This window comes from Paenibacillus radicis (ex Gao et al. 2016), from assembly GCF_014641555.1.
GTDB lineage: Bacteria > Bacillota > Bacilli > Paenibacillales > Paenibacillaceae > Pristimantibacillus > Pristimantibacillus radicis.
The window spans coordinates 448280-470218 of sequence record NZ_BMHY01000001.1 but is presented as its reverse complement, the minus strand read 5'-3'; the positions used below and the strand labels follow the sequence as shown (position 1 = coordinate 470218).

Genomic DNA, 21939 nt, shown 5'->3' with positions numbered 1-21939 from the left:
AATGCGGCAAAAAAAACCGCTAGCCATAGGATACCCCATGGTTAGCGGCTTCATAGTGCATATTGTTCAATTAGGCGGGCAGCAGCCGGACAAATTCTCCAGCAGCTAGTTCGAAATTGCCGATCGCTTCCTGATGCTTTGCCATTAAATTTAAGGTGTCGTTGGAACGGTATACCGTACTTGATCCACCAGCATGCGGCTGCCGGTTTTTTTGACGCCTTTAATCGTATGCAGACCGTTCGCTAGGCCGGTTATACTATAAAGCGTTTGCCCCGTCTGTCTGGTTGCATGATAAGCGTTGACGGTTTGTACAAATACACCGTCCACATAAATATCGATTTCGCCTTGATCAGGCCCTTTAGGTCCGATCAGCTCAGCACCTGTTCCAGTAAAGGTGTACTCGAAAGCATCACCGTTCACTGTCGTTTGATGAACATCTTTGAAATAATCACCCCGGAACGAAATAGCCAGACTTGTAACTCCTTTAGGCTGAGCAGCCAGATACTCTTTTTTCACCGTGAGCTGATTGCCAGCAACCGTATAATCTGTGCCAGCCGTTAGCGCCGCAGCGCCATTTTTAACACCAATCAAATTATCAATATCGGTAGCCAGTGTCACTGTCACATCGGCTTGCTGACCCGGCTTCTTATCGAAGCTAGCCGTATCCGGACCAAATAAATTAGATTGCTGAATCCGCAATTGATCCAGCAGCATATATTGACCCGATTTCTTCACCGCTTTCAATGTATGCGTGCCGTCGGTAAGCCCAGCTGCAACGAAAACCGCTTGCTGTACGAGCCGATTAGAGCTTTGCGTGCTGACCGTTTGCTGAAATACGCCATCGATATAAATATCGATATCGCCTTGGGACATATCCTTCTCCGTTACGAGCTCAATGCCGATCCCTTTGAACGTATATTCGAAGTAATCGCCGTTAGCTTCCGTATATTGAGCGTCGTCTTTGTAATCTCCGATGCCTCTGTTGCGGCTGTTTTGCCAGCCTCCCATATATACAATGCCTGGCTCGTCATTGTTGATCGGTACAAAACGTCCTCTTGAAGTGTCTCTCACCGCAACCGTAAGCTTTTGCTCCGCTCCGCCCGTAAAGGCGAACGTCAAGCTGGCCATGCCTTCCGGCAGCGAAGCCAGATAGTTTTTGCTGAGCGTAATCACATTGCCCGCACGAGTATAGTCAGTGCCCTCCGCCAGTTGAACGGTGCCGTTGAATAGACCGCTCCAGTCATTTCCATTCATCGTTAAAGTAATTGAGATGTCTGCCTGTGACGATGCATTCTTATCAAAGCTGACCGCACTCGGACTCAGACTGCTGTTCTGAACCGCCGGTGTTCCCGTTACAATTAACCGGTCAAGAAGCATGAAGGTTCCGGATTTCTTCACAACCTTTAACGTATGTGGTCCGTCTGCCAGACCAGTCGCACTGTACACGTTAACACCTGCCAGACGGGTCGCATTATACGTGCTGACCGTTTGCTTAAATACACCGTCCAGATAAATGTCGATATCGCCTTGTGAGACATCCTTCTCGGTTATGAGATCAATACCCGTTCCTGAGAAAGCGTATTCAAAGTAATCGCCATTCGTTTCTGTGTAGTGAACATCGTCATTATAGTCGCCAAGCCCGCGATTCCAGCTATAGCCCCAATTGCCGGTATACACGATGCCGCTGTCATTGTCATTGACCGATACCGTTTGAGCGGTTACGCCGATTACATCGATCGACAGCGTCTGTTTGGCGCCGCCTGCGAAGGAGAAGGTTAACCGTGTCTTTCCTGCCGGTTGAGAAGCCAAATACTCCTTCTTAATCGTCACTGTTTTGCCGGATACGGTATAGTCGGTACCGGAAGAAAGCGCTGCGCTGCCGTTGCTGATTCCGGTTAATGCAGGTCCGCCCTGCGTCAGTGTCGTCTTCACATCGGCTTGTGCTGCAGTCTTTTTGTTAAACGTTCCAGCCGCCGGGATGATGTAGTCCGGCAAAGTCACCTTCAACTGATCAAGCAGCATGAATGTACCAGATTTCTTCACAGCCTTTAAGGTATGAAGCCCTTCGGTTAGTCCGGAAATTGAATAGACGGTTTGTCCTGCCAAACGGCTTGTATGATGGGTGCTGACCGTTTGTTTGAAGACACCGTCCACATAGACGTCGATATCACCCTGCGAAGTATCTTTTTCGGTCACTAGCGAAATACCGGTTCCCCAAAATTCATATTGGAAATAATCGTTGTTTGCCTCGGTGTAGTGAACATCGTCTTTATAGTCGCCATAGCCGCGATTCCAGCTGCGCTGCCACGCACCTGTATATACGATGCCTGAATCGTCATCATTCAACGAAATGATCACGCCATTTGTCGTATCGCTTACGTCAATATCCACGTATTGCGCATTGCCGGCGCTGAACGTAAACTTCAGCTTGGCTTGTCCTGTTGGCAGTCCAGCCAGATAAGCTTTCTTAATCGTAAGCTGAGTTCCAGATACCGTATAATCGGTTCCGCTGATCAACGATGCCGTACCGTTCGCAACTCCGCTCAAGGTATTGCCGTTAAGCGTCAAATCAACCGTTACGTCCGCTTGCGCAGCCGTTTTCTTGTTGAAGTCCGCTGCAGCTGGATAAACCGAGCTGTTCTGCACAGTGGAATCGCTTACATTAACAACCAGGTTTTGCGTACCGCCTGTTTCCTCCACGCCTCCGTTTCGGCTCCAGCTTCCTGTGTACTTGAAGCCATGGTCATCATCATTGGACGAAACCGTTCCGCCCTTCGGATACACCTTCAGCAGACGCGAAGCATGTGAAGCCAGATTGACAGAGCTGAAGCCGCTATTGAATACGCCCAAATCGCTGTGGCTCCACAGATCGCGGACAGAGGCCGATCCATCGATGCCAAGCTCGTTCCAGTTTACATTTACCGTCGCTGCGCTGTCTCCAAGATTGAACAAAGCGACCGTGAAGCTGCCATCGCCGTTGTTGGCATACCAGACCTGCTGCGGCGTTTCCGTAGATAGCGGACGTACCGGCCGGCCCGCCTGATTAACCGCGATTACTTCTTCATTCGTAAGCAGTCCGATGCCAAAGCTGTCCAAGTTGGTCATATCATTGCCGATATAGAGCGGTGCGGCTGACATCGCCCACAGCGTCATTGCGGAGCGGCGCTCGTCCTGCGTAATGCCGTCCATTGCGCCGTTGCCGATATTCATCGAATCGAAGTCATTCCAGCCGCCCGGACCGCCATGACGCCACCATTGCTCCTGCTTCTGGAACAACCGGGCAATACTGCTCCACGTCGTCAGCCCTTCCTCGCAATAGCATTCAATATCCCAGTCTACACGCCATCCGTTGGCATATTCTTTCCAGTAGTCCGCGTAGTTGATGTCCAACGCCCATGAAAGCTCCAGCCAAATGTTATGCTCGGCCAACGCTTGCGACCATGCCGCTACGTCATCACGCGCATCCTGAGACAGATCGGAAATGCCCGAGCCTGGCGTCACGCTGTCAAACTTCAGGAAATCGATGCCCCATTCTCCGTATAAATCGGCAATGGAATCGATATAGCTTTGCGCACAAGGATTAGAGAAGTCAATCTTATAGCCGAGTCCCCAATAATCCCCGGATCTCAGAGGCTGGGCAGCGATGTCTTTCATCGAGCAGCCCGGTGCGCCGTAGATCGGCAGATCATCTTCGTAGGCTTTCGGAGAAAGGCCCGGGATGCCGTAGATGCCAATCTTTTGCCCATTGTTGTGTACGTAATCAATGACTTCCTGGAAACCGTTCGGGTAATGCACCGTGCTCGGAATCGGTCTTCCATAGCCGTCCATATCCCCGTTCCAGCCTGCATCAATGTTGATATATTCATAGCCGTAAGGCTGCAGAGTGGTGTGCATCGCATCGGATTGCGCCTTAATTGTCGCGGCGCTTATCCAATGATTCTGGCCCGTATATACCTGCAGGCTGTAGCTGCTCCACCCCATATACGGCTTGGCCCCCAGACCATTGTCTGCTGCTTGTACCGTTGCTGGAGCTGGAACCAATATCCCTAATTGTGCAACTATCATTACAAAAACTAATGCCAACAACCGGTTTCTGCCTGCCTTAAGTATCGACCTTTCTCTCACATCATTCATCTCCTTTGACATTTGAAATAAAGAACAGGCGCCCTATTTTTCAATGAGCGCCTGTTGCGTTAGTCGGTTAGTCGTTTAGAAGGATGCATCGTATGCTTTTTGCAGAATTTCAAGGTAACGGTTCAGCTTCAAGCTCTCAAGCCCTTTAATGTAAGCGTCCCAGTCTTTGTCCAGGCTCTTGTTGCCGGTAATGAACTGCAGCGAGCTTTGATCGATGTAAGAGCGGATGTTCGTTTGCAGAATGCTGGATTCATCCATATCAGCCGCATCTACCCAAAGTGCCCAGAGCGGGAACAGCTCTTTCGGCTCATGTCCTTGATAGAGCAAAGTGGCTTGGTACAATCTGCGCTCGTAGTTTGCGGAATCATAGATATCCGTTCCTTGCACCCAGCTGTCGCGGTACTCTTTCGGCATGTAGTAGTGACCCATGCCGCTCCAGCCCGCATTGCGCGGAGCTTCGCCTTCAACCGCAGGAATTGGAGCAACCATCGGCGTTACGCCTTCGCCAAGCGCGACTTCGCCTTCTTTCGGCTTTCTCCAGTCAATGCCTTCCATACCGCTGGCGCCGTTTGTTTGGCCCTCAGGCGTGTACATATAATCAACCAATTTAATCAATGCAATTTGCGCTTCCTTGCTTGCTTTATTCGTAATTGCGAATTTCGCGCCCGGGTTTACGCCGCCGCCGTCATGTGTCGCAAGCGCCACGCCGCCAGGTCCTGTCAGCGGAGGAAGCGGGTTGTAATCCTTCGAGTTTTTGTTGCCTCCATCGATGTTGATGAAGATAGCAGGGTGCATGCCTGCGCCTGCGCCAAGCAATTGAACGTCGCCGTTTTCGCCGATTTTTTTGAACGCTTCGGCGTTTTGTGTAAAGGCGCCTGGATCGATCAAGCCTTCGTCGTACAACGATTTAATGTACGCCAGACCTTGTTTCCATTCTTCTGTAACCGCCGAGGATTCTACTTTGCCGTTGTTCAGACGCAGATGGTTGCGGTCGTCGTCATACACGAACGCATTCATCAAGTACGGAATGATCCGTACGCCGAAATCTTCGATCGAACCGCTGAGCGGTACTTCGTCTGCTTTGCCATTGCCGTTTGGATCTTTCGTTTTGAACGCTTTCAGCATTTCTTTGAATTCATCCGTTGTTTTCGGCATTTCCATGTTCAGCTTTTCAAGCCATTTCGTGTTAACCCACATTTTATTCGGATACGAACAGTGGAAACATTGCGAATAAGCAGTCAGACCGTAAATTTTGCCGTCCGGCGCAGTCGTGAGCGCTTTCAAATCCGGTTTTGCTTCCAGTGCCGCCTTAATATTAGGGGCATATTCATCGATCAGGTCGTTAAGCGGAATCAGTACGCCTTGTTGGCCAAACTTCACGATATCCGCTTGCGAGAATTGATCAATGTAATGCGTCAGCATGTACACGTCAGGATAATCGCCGCTCGCCAATGAAATTTGACGTTTTTCTTTGGCGCCATCCGGCGGAGTCGTTTCCCATTTGAATTTGATGTTGAATTTGCCTTCCGCGAATTGCGTAAATTTATTCGTTGCCCAATCCATGTTAGGCTCTTGAACCGCAAAGACGCTAACTTGAACCGGCTTGGCAGCTTCAGACGAGTTGCCTTCCCCCGCCGGCGTATTGCCGGGATTGCTTTTGTCATTGCCCGACGAGCATGCTGCCAGAACTAAGGTGATGGACAAGACGAGTACCAATAGACTTGCGATGTTCTTTTTCAATGTCGATCGCTCCCTTTTTAATGGTTCGGTTGTTCGATTTCCTTCATGCCGGAATCACCTGCTATCGGCATCACTCCTTCCAATGAATGACCATCCGTTTTTCGTTTCTTCAACCTTATCCCTTCACAGAGCCGACCAGCAGCCCTTGCACGAAGTGACGCTGCACGAACGGATAAATAACGAGAACAGGCAAAGTCGCGATCACGATCAGCGAATATTTCAACAGCTCAGCCAGCTGCTGACGCTCTACTTGCTTCAGGGCATCTGTAATGTTGGAACTGTTATTCTGAATGATGATGCTTCTAAGCACCAGTTGGAGCGGGAACAGCTTCGCGTCCTTCAAATAGATCAAAGCATCGAAGTAAGCATTCCATTGACCTACGGCGTACATCAGTACCAATACGGCCAGCACCGGCTTGGACAGAGGCAGCACGATGCTCCAAATGAACCGGATATCGCTGCAGCCGTCAATCTCGGCTGCTTCCATCAGCTCCTCCGGAATGGAGCTATGGAAAAACGATCTTGCGATAATGACTTGCCACACCCAGATAGCGTTCGGAATAATAAGCGCCCATCTTGTATCGATCAGGCCCATCTCTCTCACGACCATATAAGTGGGGATCAAACCGCCGGAGAATACCATCGTGAATGTAATAATCATCATTATCGCGTTGCGTCCGAATATCGTCTTGCGGGACAATGGATACGCAACCATAACTGTCAGCATCACGCTAACGAACGTGCCAGCAGCCGTGTAAAGCAATGAATTGCCGTATCCCCGAAGAACGAGCGGCGTCTTAAACAGCGTCTCATAACCCTTGAAGGAAATGTCGACGGGCCAGAGCCACACCTGACCGGAAGAAACCGCAGCCGGGCTGCTGATAGAACTGCTGACTACAAACAGCAGCGGATATAGAACAACGATTAATACGATGCTCAGAATGGCATAAATAACGGCCATTACTATTCGATCACCTTTGGATTCCTTGATTGCTCTGCTCGCTGAAGCCATATGCACACTCCCTCTTTACCAAATACTATTTTTCGAAATCCGCTTAGCGAGGCCGTTGACCATCACCAGCAAAATAAGGTTAATGACCGAATTGAACATTCCGACTGCCGTTGCGAAGCTGTAATTTGCATTCAAGAGACCAACCTTGTACACATAAGTTGCGATAACCTCCGACGATACACGGTTCAGGTCGTTTTGCAGCAAATACACCTTCTCGAAGCTGAGTGCCATAACGTTGCCGACTGTAAGGATGAGAATAACGACAAGTGTCGGCATGATGCTTGGCAGATCGATGTTGCGTATTTTTTGAAGCCGCGATGCACCATCCACTTTGGCAGCCTCATAGAGTGACGGATCGACTCCTGCCAGTGCAGCCAGATATATAACCGACGAATAGCCCGCCATTTGCCATAAATCCGTCCATACATAGATAGAGCGGAACATCGAAGGCTCCCCAAGGAAATTAACCGAATCGAAGCCTAGACTATTCAATAAAATGTTTGCGAAGCCCAGTCGCGGCGACAGAAACAGCATAATAATCGATACCATAACGACCGTAGAGATGAAGTACGGTGCGAAAGTGACCATTTGCACAAGCTTCTTGAACTTTCTGCTCCGCACCTCATTGAGCATTAACGCGAGGATGATCGGAAGCGGGAAAACGACAGCCAGCAAATATAAGCTGAGCATCAGCGTATTGCTTAACAGATCCCAGAAGACCGGATTGTTGAAAAACAATTCAAAGTGCTTGAAGCCAACCCACTCGCTCCCCCAAATTCCCTTCGTTACGTTGTAATCTTTAAAAGCCAGCACCATGTTCGCCATGGGATAGTATTTAAAGATAGCGAAAAACACCATTGGCGGTATCAGAATTAAATACAGCTGCCAATGCTTCTTGAAGCTCTTTACTGCCCCTATCCTTCTTGTTGAGGCTTCCACGTCCATTCCTCCTTGTTGATCGCCTCTCGTAATGACAGCGCTTTCTATATCGTCATATTAGTGGCCTGACAGCCTGTTAGGAAGGTACAATTGGGCAATTTGGCGTACATTTCTCCCCATTTGTACGGTGCAAATGTCCGCCAGAGTGGCCATTTATCAGGGGTACAACCGGGAAAGCCCGCCCTTGCAGGCATACAGAAAAGGCGTGCCGATTCGGCACGCCTTCTTCCTCAGTCTGCTTCCTATTCACAGCAGCACTTCATTTCCGATTTGCTTCCCTTCCATCATACGCTTTCTGCATGATGGCCACATAACGTTCCGAGCCGACCTGCTTCAATCCGGCCAAATAATTGCCCCATTCCCGGTCGAGATCCATATCGCCAGTAATAAACCGAAGGGCATACTGGTCGATATAATGCTTCAAGTTGGCTTGCAGCGTACTGGCCTCATCCGCATCCTTCGTATCGATCCATACCTCCCATAAGGGATACAGCTCATCCGGCTCTTTGCCTTCATACAGCTGCGTCGCTTCATAAAGCCTGCGCTCATAACCGTCAGGCGCATAAATATCCTGCCCTTGCACCCAACTATCCCTGTATTCCCTTGGCATATAGAAATGCCCCATGCCGAACCAGCCTGTATTTCGTGCCGGCTCCCCTTCTGCTTGCGGAATTCGGGTGAATTGAGGCGTAACGTTAGAGCCTAACCCCTTCTCTCCGGCTGCCGGTCTTCTCCAATCGACACCTTCCTGGCCTACTTCGGCTAAAGCCTGACCTTCCGGCGTATACATATAATCAACCATCTTAATTAACGCAATTTGCGCTTCCGGGCTGGCATGATTCGTAATGACAAATTTCGCTCCCGGCGTAATGCCGCCTTGAATATAGACGGCATTCTGAGCATAGGGGCCGATAAGCGGCGGTACCGGATTGTACGCTTTGCCCCTTGGATTATCAGATGCCGTATCGACGAATATATCGGGATGCATAGCCGCTCCCGCGCCAAGAACAGCTTCTTCTGGTGAGTTGCCAATCGACCGGAATGCATCAGCGCTTTGCGTGAATGCCCCCGGATCAATAAGTCCCTCATCAAAGAGAGATTTAATATAGCGCAGCCCCTCCCGCCATTCTTCCTTATCGGCCACCAAGTCGGCTTTGCCTTCGTAAAGCGTCAGATACGTTCTGTCGTCATCGTAAATATAGCCATTCATCAGTACCGGAATGACCCGCACGCCAAATTCCTCGATTGAACCGCTGAGCGGCACCTCATCCTGCACGCCGTTGCCGTTGGGGTCCTTCGTCTTGAACGCCCGCAGCACTTCTCTGAATTGCTCGGTCGTCTCCGGCATCGGCAAATGCAGCCGGTCCAGCCACTCTGTATTAATCCAAAGTTTGTTCGGATAAGAACAATGAAAGCATTCGCTATAGCCGACAAGTCCGTAAATATTGCCGTCAGGCGCCACAGAATACGCCCGAAGCTGGGCATTGTTCGCAAGCGCCTCCTTAATATGCGGAGCATATTGGTCAATCAGCTCATTAAGCGGCAGAAATACGCCCTGTTGACCGTAGCGCAGCACATCCAATTGGGAAAATTGGTCGACATACGCCGTTAAAATATAAGCGTCAGGATATTTGCCGCTCGCAAGCGAGATTTGCCGCTTTTCTTTGGCACCTTCGGAGGATACGGCCTCCCATTGAAAAGCTGCATTAAACTTCTCCTCCAGATGCTTGGAGAATTCGTTATCCGACAGATCTCTCCCGTTATTCTGATGCGCAAACACCCGGATTTGAACGGGCTGCTGCTTTGTTTCGCCTTGCCCTTCGACGGATTTCTGCTTGTAGTCTCCGCTGCAAGCGACGATCAGCAAACTCGTCAGTATAAGCATAACTGCCATACGCGCGCACGCCGCCGCTATTTTCCTCTCCATCGTTATCCCTCCGCAGATTGTCTATAGGAGCTCGGCGGAACGCCGGTTACCCGCTTGAAAGCTCTTCGGAACGAATGCGAGCTGCTGTAGCCCACCTTCTCCGATATTTCCTCCATCGTCAAGTCGCTTTCACGCAATAAAATTTCGGCATTTTCCATTCTGACCTTCTCCAAATATTCGGAGAGATTGATGCCTGTAACTTCTTTGAAAATTTGCGAAATATATTTCCACGGCCTTCCCACTTGCTCCGCCACCCGGTACAGGGTAAGCTCGGAGTCCGCATAGGATTCCTTAATATAAACTTTAATGCTGTCTACCAGTTTGGCGTGTCCGTCGTTTTTCTTGCTTGTAATCAAGCTGCACAACGTGACCATCACTTCATTTAATTGCTCTTGAATCTGCTCGATCGCCGACGATTCCTCAATGTCGATGATCTGGTTCTTTACCGGCTCGAACAGCTCCGATTCCTGAAAGGCCTTCTGGTTCAACAGCTTAAGGAACGTTCCTTTCATCTCGCCGATCCATTGATGCTTCATCTCCACAGACAGCTCCCGATGGACGGTATTCTGATCGATAATGGATTGGAAAATCCGAATGGCAGCTTCCATCTCGCCCGCCCTGACCGTCCGGATCAGCCTTGTCTCGACATCAAGCGGATAATAATAGGTAGCGCTGTCCATCCGGGTTTCGTCGAACCATACGAGCTCTTTCTTATTGGTGTGCAAAGCATATTCCAGCGTTTGCTTCGCCTGCTCGAACGATTGGCTGATTTCAAGCTCGGAAGCAAAGAAGTCGCCCAAAGCTACCGTAATCGAAATCCGGTATTCCTGGAAGGCAAGCTCCGAAATATGCTTCAGCGTATTCGCAATTTCTTCCCGGCCGAGCTGCTTCGCCATATCCGCTTCGTGAAATGCAAATACGAATACAATTTTATCCGACCAAATGTCGGTCATCGGTATCGGGCTTCCCGTGTCCATTAACGACTGCTTGAGCAGCAGCCTCGCCACGCTGAGTTCGTTCAGAATTTCTATGCTTTCCATACCGGAGGAATAGCCGTTGATTTGAATGATGCCGACATAGCCGGTGCTTCCATTAAGTCCGGCATGCGATTGTACGGCTGCCGCGACAAGCTCTTCCCTTAGCTGAAAATCACCTGCGATCAGGCGCTTCAGAAAGGCGTCCCGAATAAGCGGCTGCTGTTCATGCAGTTGCGATTCAAGCCGTTTATTATGGTTGAGCATTTCGGAAATGTTGCCGTGAAGGAAATCGTACTCGTTGCGGTCGGACGTATTCTCATGACCGAACTGTTCCTTCATAATGCCGACCAAACGGTCCATTGGAGCGCTGTTCCGGTAAGAGAGCAGGAAGCCGACGAACAAGCCGACAAACAGCGCCAGACCGGTTACCGTGAACGTGATTGACTTGATTTTGTTCGCATTTTCCAGCAGCACCTTTCTTGGAATGCCGGCCTGATATACCCAATCATTCGTGTTGGAGGTAAGTGTGATGACGAGATCATCCCCGTAAAACTGACTTACCTTGCCCATATCATAGCGTTTGTCCGATACAAGCTCCTTCACTTCATCCTCTTCGATGCCTTGCAAGCCGATCGTCCGGTCTTGCGCATCAGCGATACGCGCCCACCCGCCGTAGCGTTCCGTCAATCCCGACAGCAGACTCGTAATCGTCTTCTGATCGATAATAACGACGACTATAGCGGGGGAAGCTTTGCTGAAGCTATCCAGCGGAAGCGATTGCATATAGGTGACGACAGAGGTTTCCGTCCCTTTATTGACGAACTCGCTGAGCGGCATAATTTCACTTCTATGCGTAGATTCCAGCACCTCTTTCTTCCATTGGTCAAAGGAAAGATCTTTATAATGGAAGCTGTCGTAATAATGCTCCGGACGGTAATAAGCCGAACCGGGGGTCAGAACAACATTATAGTTAGTCAGATAAATGAAGAAATGCTGCAGAAAATCATTCGTTTGACCAAAGGTCAAAACATCCTTCATCATTTTCCAGATGCCATACACATTCGTTTTATCCGACGAGTTGACTTCATTCATTAATATTCCTAAGTCCTGGTTAATGGCCATCTGCCTCGTAAAGCCTTCAACCTCAGCCATTCTCCGCTCCAATATTTCTTGACTCTTCTGAATTTGGGTCACACTGTTCTCAATCGCCAGCGACTGGGTAACCGATATTGAGGTTTGATAGGACATGTAGCCGGCAATGCTCGGGATAATCAGGATGATTATATAAGAGACCAGAAATCTTCTGAATACTCTGGAATGTTTTGGCAAGATATAGATCTCTCCCCTTCTGAAAAAAGAACATTATGAGAGCGCTATCATAACCGATTATTGCTATTTCTGCAATAGTATTGAGCAACAAACACGACTGCGTATCCCGAATGATATGGAACAGCAACAAAGCCCGAATCGCTAAACCGGCATACGATCAGGCTGAACAGATATAGTGTACAATCCGGTAATAATAGTGCTATCTAACGGTTAATATTACCGGATTGTACCTACCTGCATAAGGTACATTTCGGTATTTGGACGTACCATATTCCTGTAAACCCTTGTGTTTCCTGCTTCCGGGCCCGTCTCCCCAAAGAAAAAAAACAGCGACCCCCTGCTAGAAGAGAATCGCCGTATAACTATGAATTATTGCTTTTGTTCCAAGCGGATCATCGCTTCGGAAGCGTCCAGTCCAAGATAATGGCACATGAGCGGCGCCAGCAGCAGTTGAGACAATGGTTCATCCTTGCCGATTGACTCTGGAATAACTGCCGGCTGCTGTCCCCATAAATAAAGCGGCACTTCCCGCTCCTCCGGTTCCGTTCCGCCGTGCATGCCGGCAGCGTTCATCCCGTGATCGGAAGTTACGACGATCCTGTAGCCATGCGATTGCCAGAGCGGTACCAGTGTCGCCAATATGCCGTCAGCTGTCCGGACGGCTGCCTCGTATCCCTTGCCTTCGCCGCCATGCTTATGCCCTGCATCGTCAATATTCATGGAATGCACATAAAGAAAATTCGGATCATATGCTGTACGCAAATATTCAGCATCTGCGAACAAGTGACTGTCCGGGTAATGATCCTCGAAATAAAATGCACCGTGTTGAATCGGCTTGCTCTCATCATGCTGGTGCCGATCGGTAACAGGATTGAACGGAGCTGAATTATACAACTCACTGACCCAGTGATAAGCGGCTGCAGCTGTTGTCAGCCCCGCTTGAGTTGCTAAGTGGAAAACGCTCTGTTCGTAGCTCAGCCTCGCGATATGGTTGGCCGTAATGCCGTTTCTTGCCGCCGGAGTACCGGTCAGCAGCACCTCGTACAACGGACGTGAGAGACTCGGAAGCTCGGAACGCACCCGATAACACTGCACCTCGCCCTGCTCCACAAGATGTTCCATATAGCCCAAGTATTTGCGTGCTGCATCATAACGAAGTCCATCCAATACGACAACGATCAGTTTGCTTTCATGCCCTGTCATTCCGTTCCCTCCTATTATTTGGCCTCAATCCACTGCAAATGATAATTGCGCAGCATTTGTCCCCATTCTCTCGGGGGCGCCACGTTGCTGACGATCGCATGCACTCTTTGCAGCGGCAAAATTTCCATAAACGCTTCTTTGTTCAGCTTGGAATCATCCGCCAGTACAATGGTCTGATTGGCCGCCTCTATCATTTGCCTCGACATAGCTACTTCACCCAAGTCATAATCGCTAATTCCCCGCTTCAAGGAAATACCCCCCACGGAAATGAACGCTTTATCGACCCGGAACTGCGCCATCACGCTTTCGCCAATCGTACCTGTAATGGACTGTTGCTCGGGATTGAGCTCCCCTCCAATAACGATGATCTTGCCCGTGAACCTTCCGTCATTCAATGACTCCATTAGATGATAAGCGGCTGCTAGGGAATTGGTCAATACAGTCAGACGCTCCCGGCCGGTAATCGCCTTCACTAATTCAAGCGCCGTCGTCCCGACATCAATAGCGATGGTGTCTCCGGATTCGATTAATTGAGCCGCAGCTTGTCCAATCCTTTCTTTCTCGCTCGCTTGCACCTTCTGGCGCTGCAAGTACGGGGATTCGAAATTAGATTGCTTAATCAGCACCGCTCCGCCATACACGCGTTTAGCCAGCCCCTCCCGTTCGAGAACGAGTAGATCGCGGCGAACCGTTTCCTCGGAGATGGTCAAACGCAACGATAGTTCGGGCACCTTAACCTGCCCTTCAAGCTTCAATTGCTCCTTGATGATTCGTTTGCGTTCTTCCGAAGATATCGACATTCCTTCAAGCTCCTTCCTTCTCAAGAGGCAGCAGCTGCGAGCGGTCCAAGGCCAGGCTTATACCGCCGCCTCCCGCTTGCCGAAGCGGACGGCCATCATTAAGGGTGTCAATCGTTAATTTAACATCGGCGGCATTCACAGCGTAGCGAATAATGCTTCCTAGAATGGAGACGGATTCGATGCTGCCGTCTATAATCTGCTTGCCTTCGTTCAAAGCCGTTTGGCGGTCATCCCCGCCAAGCAAAGCGACGGACTCCGGACGAACTGCAAAGCGCTCCGCTTGACTGTCTACTTGCCCGAACAGCCGCAGTGCCTCAGGCTTCGTAAGGACATTGTAGCTCCCCATGAAACGGGCGACAAACTCTGTTTTGGGCCTCGTATACAGCTCCTCAGGGCTGCCCTCCTGTACAATGCTGCCCTTATTCATCAGGCATACCCGGTCAGACAAAATGAAGGCTTCCTCCTGATCATGCGTCACGAATATCGTCGTCATCTGAAACCGTTTCTGAATTTCACGGATTTCGGTCCGCAAGCTTTTGCGGATTTTTGCGTCCAATGCGCTCAAAGGCTCATCCAGCAAAAGAACTTTGGGCTGTACGGCGAGCGAGCGGGCAAGTGCCACGCGCTGCTGCTGGCCGCCAGACAATTGCTGAGGATATGCCCCTCGCTTCTCTTCCATATCGATCATCGCCAGCAACTCCTCGGAACGTTTGCGTCTCTCTTCCTTGGAAGCACCCCGCATCTTCATTCCGTATTGAATGTTTTCGCTGACGGTCATATTCGGGAACAAGCCATAAGATTGGAACACCATGCCGATCTCCCGGCTGCGGGGCGGCACGTTTACGATATCTTTGTTGTCCAATATAATCTTCCCGTCATCTATGTCAGCAAGACCTGCAATACAGCGCAGCAGCGTACTCTTGCCGCAGCCGGAAGGTCCAAGCAGAGTAACCAGTTCTCCCTCGCGAATTTGCAAATTAATCTGATTCAATACATTTGTATGACCGAATTGCTTGCGAATGGCTTGCAGCTCCAAATAGGCACTCATCCCTGGATCCCCCTGTTCATTTTCTGAGTAAGCTTCATTAGAATTAAAGACAATGCGAGAATAAACACAAAATAGGAAATGACGATGGCGCTTGCCAAATGACCGCTCTCCCCCAGCCTTTGATACAAGTAAATTTGAATCGTATGAATATGTCCGCCGACCAGCATATTGGTTAATACAAACTCGCCGAATAATACGGAGAAGGACAACAATGTCGAAATGATAACCCCTGGCCAAATGTTCGGAAGCACAACGTTCGCGAAGGCCCTCATCCGGCTGGCGCCAAGCAATTCCGCCGAATTCAGTAGCTCAACAGCCGACACCGTAAGTAAGCTGTTGCGGATTCCTTGATACATATAGGGCAGGATGACGATAAAATAGGCGCCGATCAAAATGTATGCGGTACCTGCAATGGGAACAGGTCCCGTAGAGTACGTGCGAATCAATCCCACCGCCGCTACGACGCCCGGCACGGCATAGGGAAGTACAACAACGCCCTTCATGAACGTCTCCCATTTGGGCAAATACACGGTAATGATAAATACGGCAGGCAGCATAATGGCAAGGCTGAGCGCAACGCTGATGGCGCAAAGATACAGGGAAGTCCACAGCGCATCCATAAAACGGGCGTCACCGAACATTTCGCTGAACCATTCCAGCGTCCATCGCTCAGGCAGGATGGTCGCCTGCCATTCCTTCGCGAACGCATAGATTAGTGTAGCGAGCAAAGGAAGCAGCAAATAGAACATCAGCGCTACCATAAGCGTACGGTTTACCCAACCGGCTTTTTTTGCCTTCCCAATCACGACAATTCCTCCTTTGCCGATGCTGTAGAAGCCGGCCGAAGCGAGCTGCGGCGCTTGCGCGTACGTACTTGCGCGGATGACGGAGCGGCATTAAACCGGCTTGAACGCTGCGTCATTTTATGATTCAAATAGACGGCTAATAGCGTAGACAATGCCAGCACGACGGCGAGCACATTGCCAAGCTGCGGCTGATTGACGACATTGCCCGATACGAGCGAACCGATTCGGACGGCGAGCAGGTTATAATTGCCGCCGACCAGCGCGTAGGCAGTCGCATAGGCGCCCATTGCGTTCGCAAACAAGATGCCAAGCGTTCCGAAGATGGCAGGCGTCAGGACAGGAAGACCAACCGTAGCCCAAAACTTCCATCTGCCCGCACCCAGCAGCATGGCTGCTTCCCTCCATTGCTCGCGAATGCCGAAGAAGGACGGATACAGCAACAGAAGCGCTAGCGGTACTTGAAAATAGACATAGACCAGTATGAGGCCGGACCAGCTGAATAAATTGAAGTTTTGGAATACATCCCAGCCCCATTGCTTGAACAGCAGTGTGAACACGCCGTTGCTTCCAAGCAGAATAATATAAGCAAAGGCTAACGGAACGCCTGCGAAATTCGAAGTCATATTGGAAATCGTAAGCAGCAAATCACGTATTTTGGGCGAAAATCGCGTAATGGAGTAAGCACAGATCAAACCTACTATTATCGCAATCGCACTGGACCATATCGAAATAAGCAAGCTGTTGGTGATAGCCTTCAAATAATAATCGCTTTGCAATACCTTCGCGTAAAAGCCAAACGTAATGCCCGGACCGTTCTCCCGCGCGACACTCCCCGTCAGCATGGACACAATAGGCGCGATTTGGAAAGCGGCGATCATGACGATAAAGGGAATGAGGCCGGCAAATACCCATCGATTCCTTCGTTTCATTGAGGTGCTCCTTCCAGATAAAAGGGCGCCGCCGACCGAATGACGACGACGCCCCATGTTAGGCTAATATCAGTTCATGTGTACGAGAACGCGTTCTTGCCAAAGCTGCGGAATCGTTTTTGCCGTAGCTTCCCATACTTTGTAGTCCCCTACCGGCTTTACATTAGCATAAGCTTCGCTTGGCAGCAGTTTAGCAGCTACGTCATCCGGCAGCTTCACGCTTTCGCGGATTGGTCTTGCATAGCCTTTAGCCAAGTTGATCTGACCCGCATCGCTCAAGATGTATTCGCGAGCCAGCTTCGCCGCATTTGGATGCGGAGCGTATTTGTTGATGATCGTGGCATAGCCGCTTACTACGCTGCCTTCTTTCGGGATGGCAACATTGAATTTATCTTTGCCCAGCTGATCGCTGTAGTTCAAAGCGTTAAAGTCCCACAGCAGTGTCACTTCGACTTCGCCTTTTTCGATATTCGCCAAGCTTGCTTCCGCATTGGACAACCGGCCTTTTTTAGCCAGATCCTCGAAGTATGCAATTCCCGGCTCGATGTTCGATTCGTCGCCGCCAAATGCAATTGCAGCAGCGAGTACAGCCATTTGAGCCTGTGCAGCTTTCGTCACGTCGCCTACAATAATTTTGTAGTTGCCGTTCTTAAGATCTTCCCAGCTTTGCGGCGGGTTTTGAACGAGCTTCGTGTTCGTCAGGAACGAAATTGAGCCTTGGTAGCCTACAACCCAGTGGCCGTCATTGTCTTTCGCCCAGCTTGGGATCTCTTCCCAGTAAGAGGTTTTGTAAGGCTGCGTTACTCCTTTTTCCGCTGCAACAGGTCCGAATGCGATACCTACGTCGCCGATATCCGCTGTAGGCTTGTCCTTCTCCGCTTCGAACTTGGCGATTTCCTCTGCGCTCGACATATCGGTATCTGTATGCGTCAAGCTGTATTTCGATTGCATGTCCGCCCAAGTATCTTTCCAGTTGGCCCAAGAATCCGGCATGCCGACGCTGACGACTGATCCTTCTGTTTTAGCCTTAGCTTCAATATCTGCTATTGATAAATTTTCCGAATCCGCACCTTCGTTAACGGCCGTTTCTTTATTCGAGCCTCCCCCGCATGCAGCTAGCGCAGCAACAAATACAGCTAGAACAAGTCCAACGACTATCTCTTTCTTGAACCAAGGTTTCATGATCTCTCATTCACTCCCATGTGGATTATTGTGGGTTCCATGCACATTCTTGTTGTTTTCACCCTTCCTTGAGTATAGGTATTGTTTATTTTCCCAAGGTCATCCGAAGTGAATAAATTTGTTAAAAAATTAATGCGATCATGTAAAGACACAAAAAAACACGCCAGTTTGGCGTGTCAAAGGATAGTTGGGAACGATTCACGTTTTCCAGTACATATTCGGTTTACAGCCTTATGGAATCGCGCAAGCATAACGATCGCTACTAGGATTTTCTGATCAACGTCATCATCAAAATGTAAAAATACATGTTGATGCGCTCCAAAAGTCCCGAAATCGCCATCAACCTGCAAAAGTACATTTGAAATCACTCCATTTCGCCATTTCGGTGCTTTTTTGACCAATCAACCTGCACTTTTGCATTTTAAACCGGTAAATCGCCGATAAAACGGCTAACAACCTGCATTTTTACATTTTGATTTATAATTCCATGCAGCGAGTAGGCGCAGAAGGTGAACGGATTAACTTCAGCGGTTTGCGATCACCAGCTGCGGCGCAGTTGGCTGTTATACCTCAGAGTACTTATTCATCAAGCGCTGCAGCTTGCTCCGAATAAGTGCGAGCAGTTCGGGCGGCTCGCTCACGGCAGCCCGCTCGCCGAGGCCGATAAACAAATCGGCAAAAAAGTCGAGGTCATCCTTCGGAATGACAGACTGGATCCACCCGCTTCCGTCCGGACGGATATGAATTTCCGTTTTTCGCCCCAATTCCGCTTCGCAGAGAGGAATGCCTTCTTTACGCAGCTCGACATAAAAGGGATAATAATCGGCTTCATTTCCATCAGCGGCAGTCCAATTGCCCAAATGCGTCTCCTCCAGTGAAACCGGTTCGGTATCCGGTCCTGCAAGCTCAGCAGCAGCAATCCGGTCACAGCGGAACAAGCGCAGCTCTCCGCGAAGAAAACAGTAGGCCGGGCAATACCAGAGGCCGCTCTCCGCATAGATGCCGATGGGCTGGATCATTCGCTTCGTTAGCCCCTTGGGAGACTCATAATCTATAGATAGTACATGCTGGGATATCGCCGCTTCGAGCAATAATGTCAAATGAGGCGACTCGGCCGCACGGGACGGCGTGAACAAATCAAACCGGTTTTTCATCTGGTCGATGCGCTCACGGGTGTCACCAGGCATATTTAAATAAAATTTGCTGAGCGCAGAGGTGGATTCGGCTTTAAACGGATGTACAGGATAATGCCGGAGCGCATGACTCGCAAAAAAAATCGCAACCGCTTCATTTTCAGTAAAAGCGATGGGAGGAAGCGTACGTTCATTCAGCACTTGATAGCCCCCATGCAAACCTACTTGCGAGTAAAGAGGCATGCCGAGCTCTCCAAGCTCCTGCAGATCACGGAGAATCGTCCGGGACGATACGCCAAATTCCTCCGCAAGCTCTCTGACCGTAAACTTTCGTTTGCGGTTGATCGTCAGCATCAGCTCCAGCAGCCGTTTGGACTTGGGCATTTGGCAGTACTCCTTTTTCATCATTTCATTTTTAAAAATATGACAATAGTTGTCACTATTTTAGTCTACAATGAAGAAGAACGTCCAGCCCGTACACCAATTTAACGAAAAAGGAGCGAATATGATGCCAGCATTGCAACAAATGAAATCATTGCTGTATGACGAAATAGAACTTATCGTCCGGACATCCGTAAATCTGCTTTCCAAAATCAAACAGGAGGACCTTGGTTTCCGGCCTCGCGAAAACATGCGTTCCTTACGTGAACTGGCCGAGCACTTGGCCGCGATCCCTGCTGTCGATCTCTTTATTTTGCAGCAAAAAACAGAGGATGAGGTCCGGACGCTCGAAGCCGTATATGCCGCTGAAGAGAAGCTTGATGCTCTAAGTGCCCGGATGCAGGACGGCCTGAAAGCATTGCGCGAATATATGGATGGCTTGACGGACGATGAGTTTCTCCATTTGCAGACAAAACCGTTCTACCTTGACCATGGTGCAACGCAAGCCAAATGGCTGGTCGAGATTGTCACCCATCTTCAGCATCACAGGGGACAGCTGTTTACCTATTTGAAAATGCAAGGTTATGAAGTCAACATGTTCGATTTGTACTAATATCCGAAAAAAAACCACGCTTGGACATGCCATCCAAGCGTGGTTTGCCTTATAAACTTGAACGATTAGAGCTCTTTAGCAGCACCTTCATCGAGCAAAACGGTCAATTGCGGATGAAGCTGCAGCAGTGAGGCTGGACACTGTGTCGTGATCGGACCAAGCAGTGCCTTCTTCAGCACAGCAGCTTTATCCTCGCCGCGGACTATGAGCAGCAGCTGCCTCGCTTTCATAATGGGGCCGACGCCCATCGTTATTGCATATTCAGGAACCTCCGCCAGCGATTCGAAGTAACGGGAGTTGGCTGCTCTCGTCTCCTCCTTCAGTCTAACAACATGGGTCTGGGCATGCAGTTCCTCCCCTGGCTCGTTAAAGCCGATATGACCGTTATGGCCGATTCCCAGCAGCTGCAAATCCAGCTGTCCCGCCTCATCCAGCAGACGGTCGTAATCGCGGGCTGCACCCCAACGATCATCCGCCCTGCCACACGGAATATACGCTTGTTCTAGCGGCAAATCGATGCCGCTGAACAAATGCTTATGCATATAAGCTTGATAGCTTTGCGTATGCCCTTGCGATAAACCCGCATACTCATCCAAATTAAAGGCTTTGACCTGACGGAAGCTGACCCGCCCCTCCCGATACCTTGCTACAAGCTGCTCATAGACGCCGATCGGCGTCTCGCCCGTTGCCAATCCTAGAACGGCATCTGGCTTCGCCCGCACCATATCGGTGATGAAATCAGCCGCATAAGCGGATAACTCCTCATTAGTAGCAAACGTCAATACGTTCATGCGCCTCTCCCCGCCTCCCGCCATGCAAACGCATTTGCCGGATTGCCGATCATCATACTTGCAATCTGTTCCTCACTCACTCCGTATTGCCGCAATAAAGGCAGGAAGCTGACTGAAATAAAGTCTAATCCGATGGAACCGCCATAGCTTTTCATCCGTTCGCGGGTTGTATCCAAACCTAGCAGCACTTGCCGCTCCAGCCCCCAATCCATCATCTGGCGGATCAGCTCCGCCTCTTCCGCGTCACCATGATATTTGTAGCGAGCAATCGTATCATACTCCAAATATACGCCCAGCTCTGCCAGCCTGCGGTGCCGCTCCGGATAATCCAGCTTGCGGTCCAGATGGCATACGATGATCTGGTCCGCCGGAACACCCCGATCCATATACAGTCGCACTAGCTCATCGGCCTCGTCATACGATTCGATATGACATAGAATTGGAGCTCCCGTCTGGATAGCAGCCTCTGCAGCAGCGTAAAACCATCTTTTGTCCGGATCGTTCATCCGCTGTGCATCCATCGCTGTTTTAATAATGCCTGCCCTTGCACCGATACAATGGCCCGGCTCGCCAAGATCTGTTCCCGTGTACATGCCTTCGGTCAATTCATGAACGAACACTTCCGTCAGCTGCTTCTCGCTATAGCGGTGAATCCAATGGCCGTCCCGATAGAAGCTCAATTTATGAAAGCCCGTGGAAGCGATTATGTGCATGTCCGCATCGATGGATACCCGCAGCAGCCAAGCCTCCACCCTTCCGCTGCCCAGCGGCTGGGCATCGACAACGGCACGCCCTCCGCAGCTTCGAAGGGTTAACAGCTCCTCAAGCGTTTTCTCATAATCGTCCAGACAAAGCGCCGGGTTAAGCGTCGACGGATGCCCCTTTGCCAGAAACAGATGCTCATGGCTGTGGCAAAATCCGAGCTCCTGCTTGTCCACGGTCCCGCGAACGGTGTGTATCGACATAACCGTCCCTCCCATTCATTCAAGTTCTAA

16 protein-coding genes are annotated in these 21939 nt (G+C 50.0%); 1 reads left to right on the top strand and 15 read right to left on the bottom strand.

What is annotated here, in order from left to right; all coding sequences use genetic code 11:
• Positions 1–150 precede the first annotated feature (150 nt).
• The 13 genes from IEX98_RS01915 to IEX98_RS01855 form a co-directional block, all read right to left on the bottom strand.
• On the bottom strand, positions 151–4125 hold the full coding sequence (locus tag IEX98_RS01915) for a X2-like carbohydrate binding domain-containing protein (protein WP_229691935.1): 3975 nt from the start codon (positions 4123–4125) through the stop codon (positions 151–153).
• 84 nt (positions 4126–4209) lie between these two features.
• Entirely contained in the window at positions 4210–5874 is a 1665-nt protein-coding gene (locus tag IEX98_RS01910; protein ID WP_188887242.1) for an ABC transporter substrate-binding protein, read from the bottom strand.
• A gap of 115 nt (positions 5875–5989) precedes the next feature.
• The gene (locus IEX98_RS01905) at positions 5990–6886 is read right to left on the bottom strand and encodes a carbohydrate ABC transporter permease (RefSeq protein WP_188887241.1); all 897 of its coding nucleotides are present in this window, start codon (positions 6884–6886) and stop codon (positions 5990–5992) included.
• Between the two features lie 15 nt (positions 6887–6901).
• Positions 6902–7831 (bottom strand): ABC transporter permease, encoded by a 930-nt coding sequence (locus IEX98_RS01900; protein WP_188887240.1) that lies wholly within the window; start codon positions 7829–7831, stop codon positions 6902–6904.
• A 253-nt stretch (positions 7832–8084) separates the two neighbouring features.
• On the bottom strand, positions 8085–9752 hold the full coding sequence (locus IEX98_RS01895; protein WP_188887239.1) for an extracellular solute-binding protein: 1668 nt from the start codon (positions 9750–9752) through the stop codon (positions 8085–8087).
• A gap of 2 nt (positions 9753–9754) precedes the next feature.
• Complete coding sequence (locus IEX98_RS01890; RefSeq protein ID WP_188887238.1) at positions 9755–12058, bottom strand: helix-turn-helix domain-containing protein; 2304 nt, start codon at positions 12056–12058, stop codon at positions 9755–9757.
• Positions 12059–12427: 369 nt separating this feature from the next.
• The gene (locus IEX98_RS01885) at positions 12428–13261 is read right to left on the bottom strand and encodes an alkaline phosphatase family protein (protein ID WP_188887237.1); all 834 of its coding nucleotides are present in this window, start codon (positions 13259–13261) and stop codon (positions 12428–12430) included.
• Between the two features lie 14 nt (positions 13262–13275).
• Positions 13276–14061, bottom strand: coding sequence for a DeoR/GlpR family DNA-binding transcription regulator (locus tag IEX98_RS01880; RefSeq protein ID WP_188887236.1), 786 nt, complete (start codon positions 14059–14061; stop codon positions 13276–13278).
• 4 nt (positions 14062–14065) lie between these two features.
• Positions 14066–15109 (bottom strand): ABC transporter ATP-binding protein, encoded by a 1044-nt coding sequence (locus IEX98_RS01875; protein WP_188887235.1) that lies wholly within the window; start codon positions 15107–15109, stop codon positions 14066–14068.
• A complete protein-coding gene (locus IEX98_RS01870; RefSeq protein ID WP_188887934.1) occupies positions 15106–15870 on the bottom strand; it encodes an ABC transporter permease in 765 nt (254 codons plus the stop codon). The genes IEX98_RS01875 and IEX98_RS01870 overlap by 4 nt, the downstream gene beginning before the upstream one ends.
• Before the next feature lie 41 nt (positions 15871–15911).
• Entirely contained in the window at positions 15912–16844 is a 933-nt protein-coding gene (locus IEX98_RS01865; RefSeq protein WP_188887234.1) for an ABC transporter permease, read from the bottom strand.
• A 69-nt stretch (positions 16845–16913) separates the two neighbouring features.
• Positions 16914–18026, bottom strand: a complete 1113-nt coding sequence (locus IEX98_RS01860; RefSeq protein WP_188887233.1) for an ABC transporter substrate-binding protein — start codon at positions 18024–18026, stop codon at positions 16914–16916.
• Positions 18027–18589: 563 nt separating this feature from the next.
• Positions 18590–19543 carry a helix-turn-helix transcriptional regulator gene (locus IEX98_RS01855; protein WP_188887232.1) on the bottom strand — a complete coding sequence of 318 codons (954 nt, stop codon included), beginning with the start codon at positions 19541–19543 and terminating at the stop codon, positions 18590–18592.
• Positions 19544–19664: 121 nt separating this feature from the next.
• Here IEX98_RS01855 and IEX98_RS01850 point away from each other — a divergent pair, with 121 nt between their 5' ends.
• Entirely contained in the window at positions 19665–20153 is a 489-nt protein-coding gene (locus tag IEX98_RS01850) for a DinB family protein (RefSeq protein WP_308421732.1), read from the top strand.
• Between the two features lie 65 nt (positions 20154–20218).
• Here IEX98_RS01850 and nagB read toward each other — a convergent pair whose 3' ends face one another.
• Positions 20219–20944, bottom strand: coding sequence for a glucosamine-6-phosphate deaminase (gene nagB, locus IEX98_RS01845; protein ID WP_188887231.1), 726 nt, complete (start codon positions 20942–20944; stop codon positions 20219–20221).
• On the bottom strand, positions 20941–21909 hold the full coding sequence (locus tag IEX98_RS01840) for a phosphotriesterase family protein (RefSeq protein ID WP_229691934.1): 969 nt from the start codon (positions 21907–21909) through the stop codon (positions 20941–20943). Before IEX98_RS01840 ends, nagB begins: the two co-directional genes overlap by 4 nt.
• Positions 21910–21939: the final 30 nt, after the last annotated feature.

Bases quoted from the DNA above. Each gene is read 5' to 3' on its own strand.
- IEX98_RS01905 (WP_188887241.1), bottom strand. From the start codon at position 6,886: ATGGCTTCAGCGAGCAGAGCAATCAAGGAATCCAAAGGTGATCGAATA.
- IEX98_RS01900 (WP_188887240.1), bottom strand. From the start codon at position 7,831: ATGGACGTGGAAGCCTCAACAAGAAGGATAGGGGCAGTAAAGAGCTTC.
- IEX98_RS01895 (WP_188887239.1), bottom strand. From the start codon at position 9,752: ATGGAGAGGAAAATAGCGGCGGCGTGCGCGCGTATGGCAGTTATGCTT.
- IEX98_RS01885 (WP_188887237.1), bottom strand. From the start codon at position 13,261: ATGACAGGGCATGAAAGCAAACTGATCGTTGTCGTATTGGATGGACTT.
- IEX98_RS01880 (WP_188887236.1), bottom strand. From the start codon at position 14,061: ATGTCGATATCTTCGGAAGAACGCAAACGAATCATCAAGGAGCAATTG.
- IEX98_RS01875 (WP_188887235.1), bottom strand. From the start codon at position 15,109: ATGAGTGCCTATTTGGAGCTGCAAGCCATTCGCAAGCAATTCGGTCAT.
- IEX98_RS01870 (WP_188887934.1), bottom strand. From the start codon at position 15,870: ATGGTAGCGCTGATGTTCTATTTGCTGCTTCCTTTGCTCGCTACACTA.
- IEX98_RS01865 (WP_188887234.1), bottom strand. From the start codon at position 16,844: ATGAAACGAAGGAATCGATGGGTATTTGCCGGCCTCATTCCCTTTATC.
- IEX98_RS01860 (WP_188887233.1), bottom strand. From the start codon at position 18,026: ATGAAACCTTGGTTCAAGAAAGAGATAGTCGTTGGACTTGTTCTAGCT.
- IEX98_RS01855 (WP_188887232.1), bottom strand. From the start codon at position 19,543: ATGCCCAAGTCCAAACGGCTGCTGGAGCTGATGCTGACGATCAACCGC.
- IEX98_RS01850 (WP_308421732.1), top strand. From the start codon at position 19,665: ATGATGCCAGCATTGCAACAAATGAAATCATTGCTGTATGACGAAATA.
- nagB (WP_188887231.1), bottom strand. From the start codon at position 20,944: ATGAACGTATTGACGTTTGCTACTAATGAGGAGTTATCCGCTTATGCG.
- IEX98_RS01840 (WP_229691934.1), bottom strand. From the start codon at position 21,909: ATGTCGATACACACCGTTCGCGGGACCGTGGACAAGCAGGAGCTCGGA.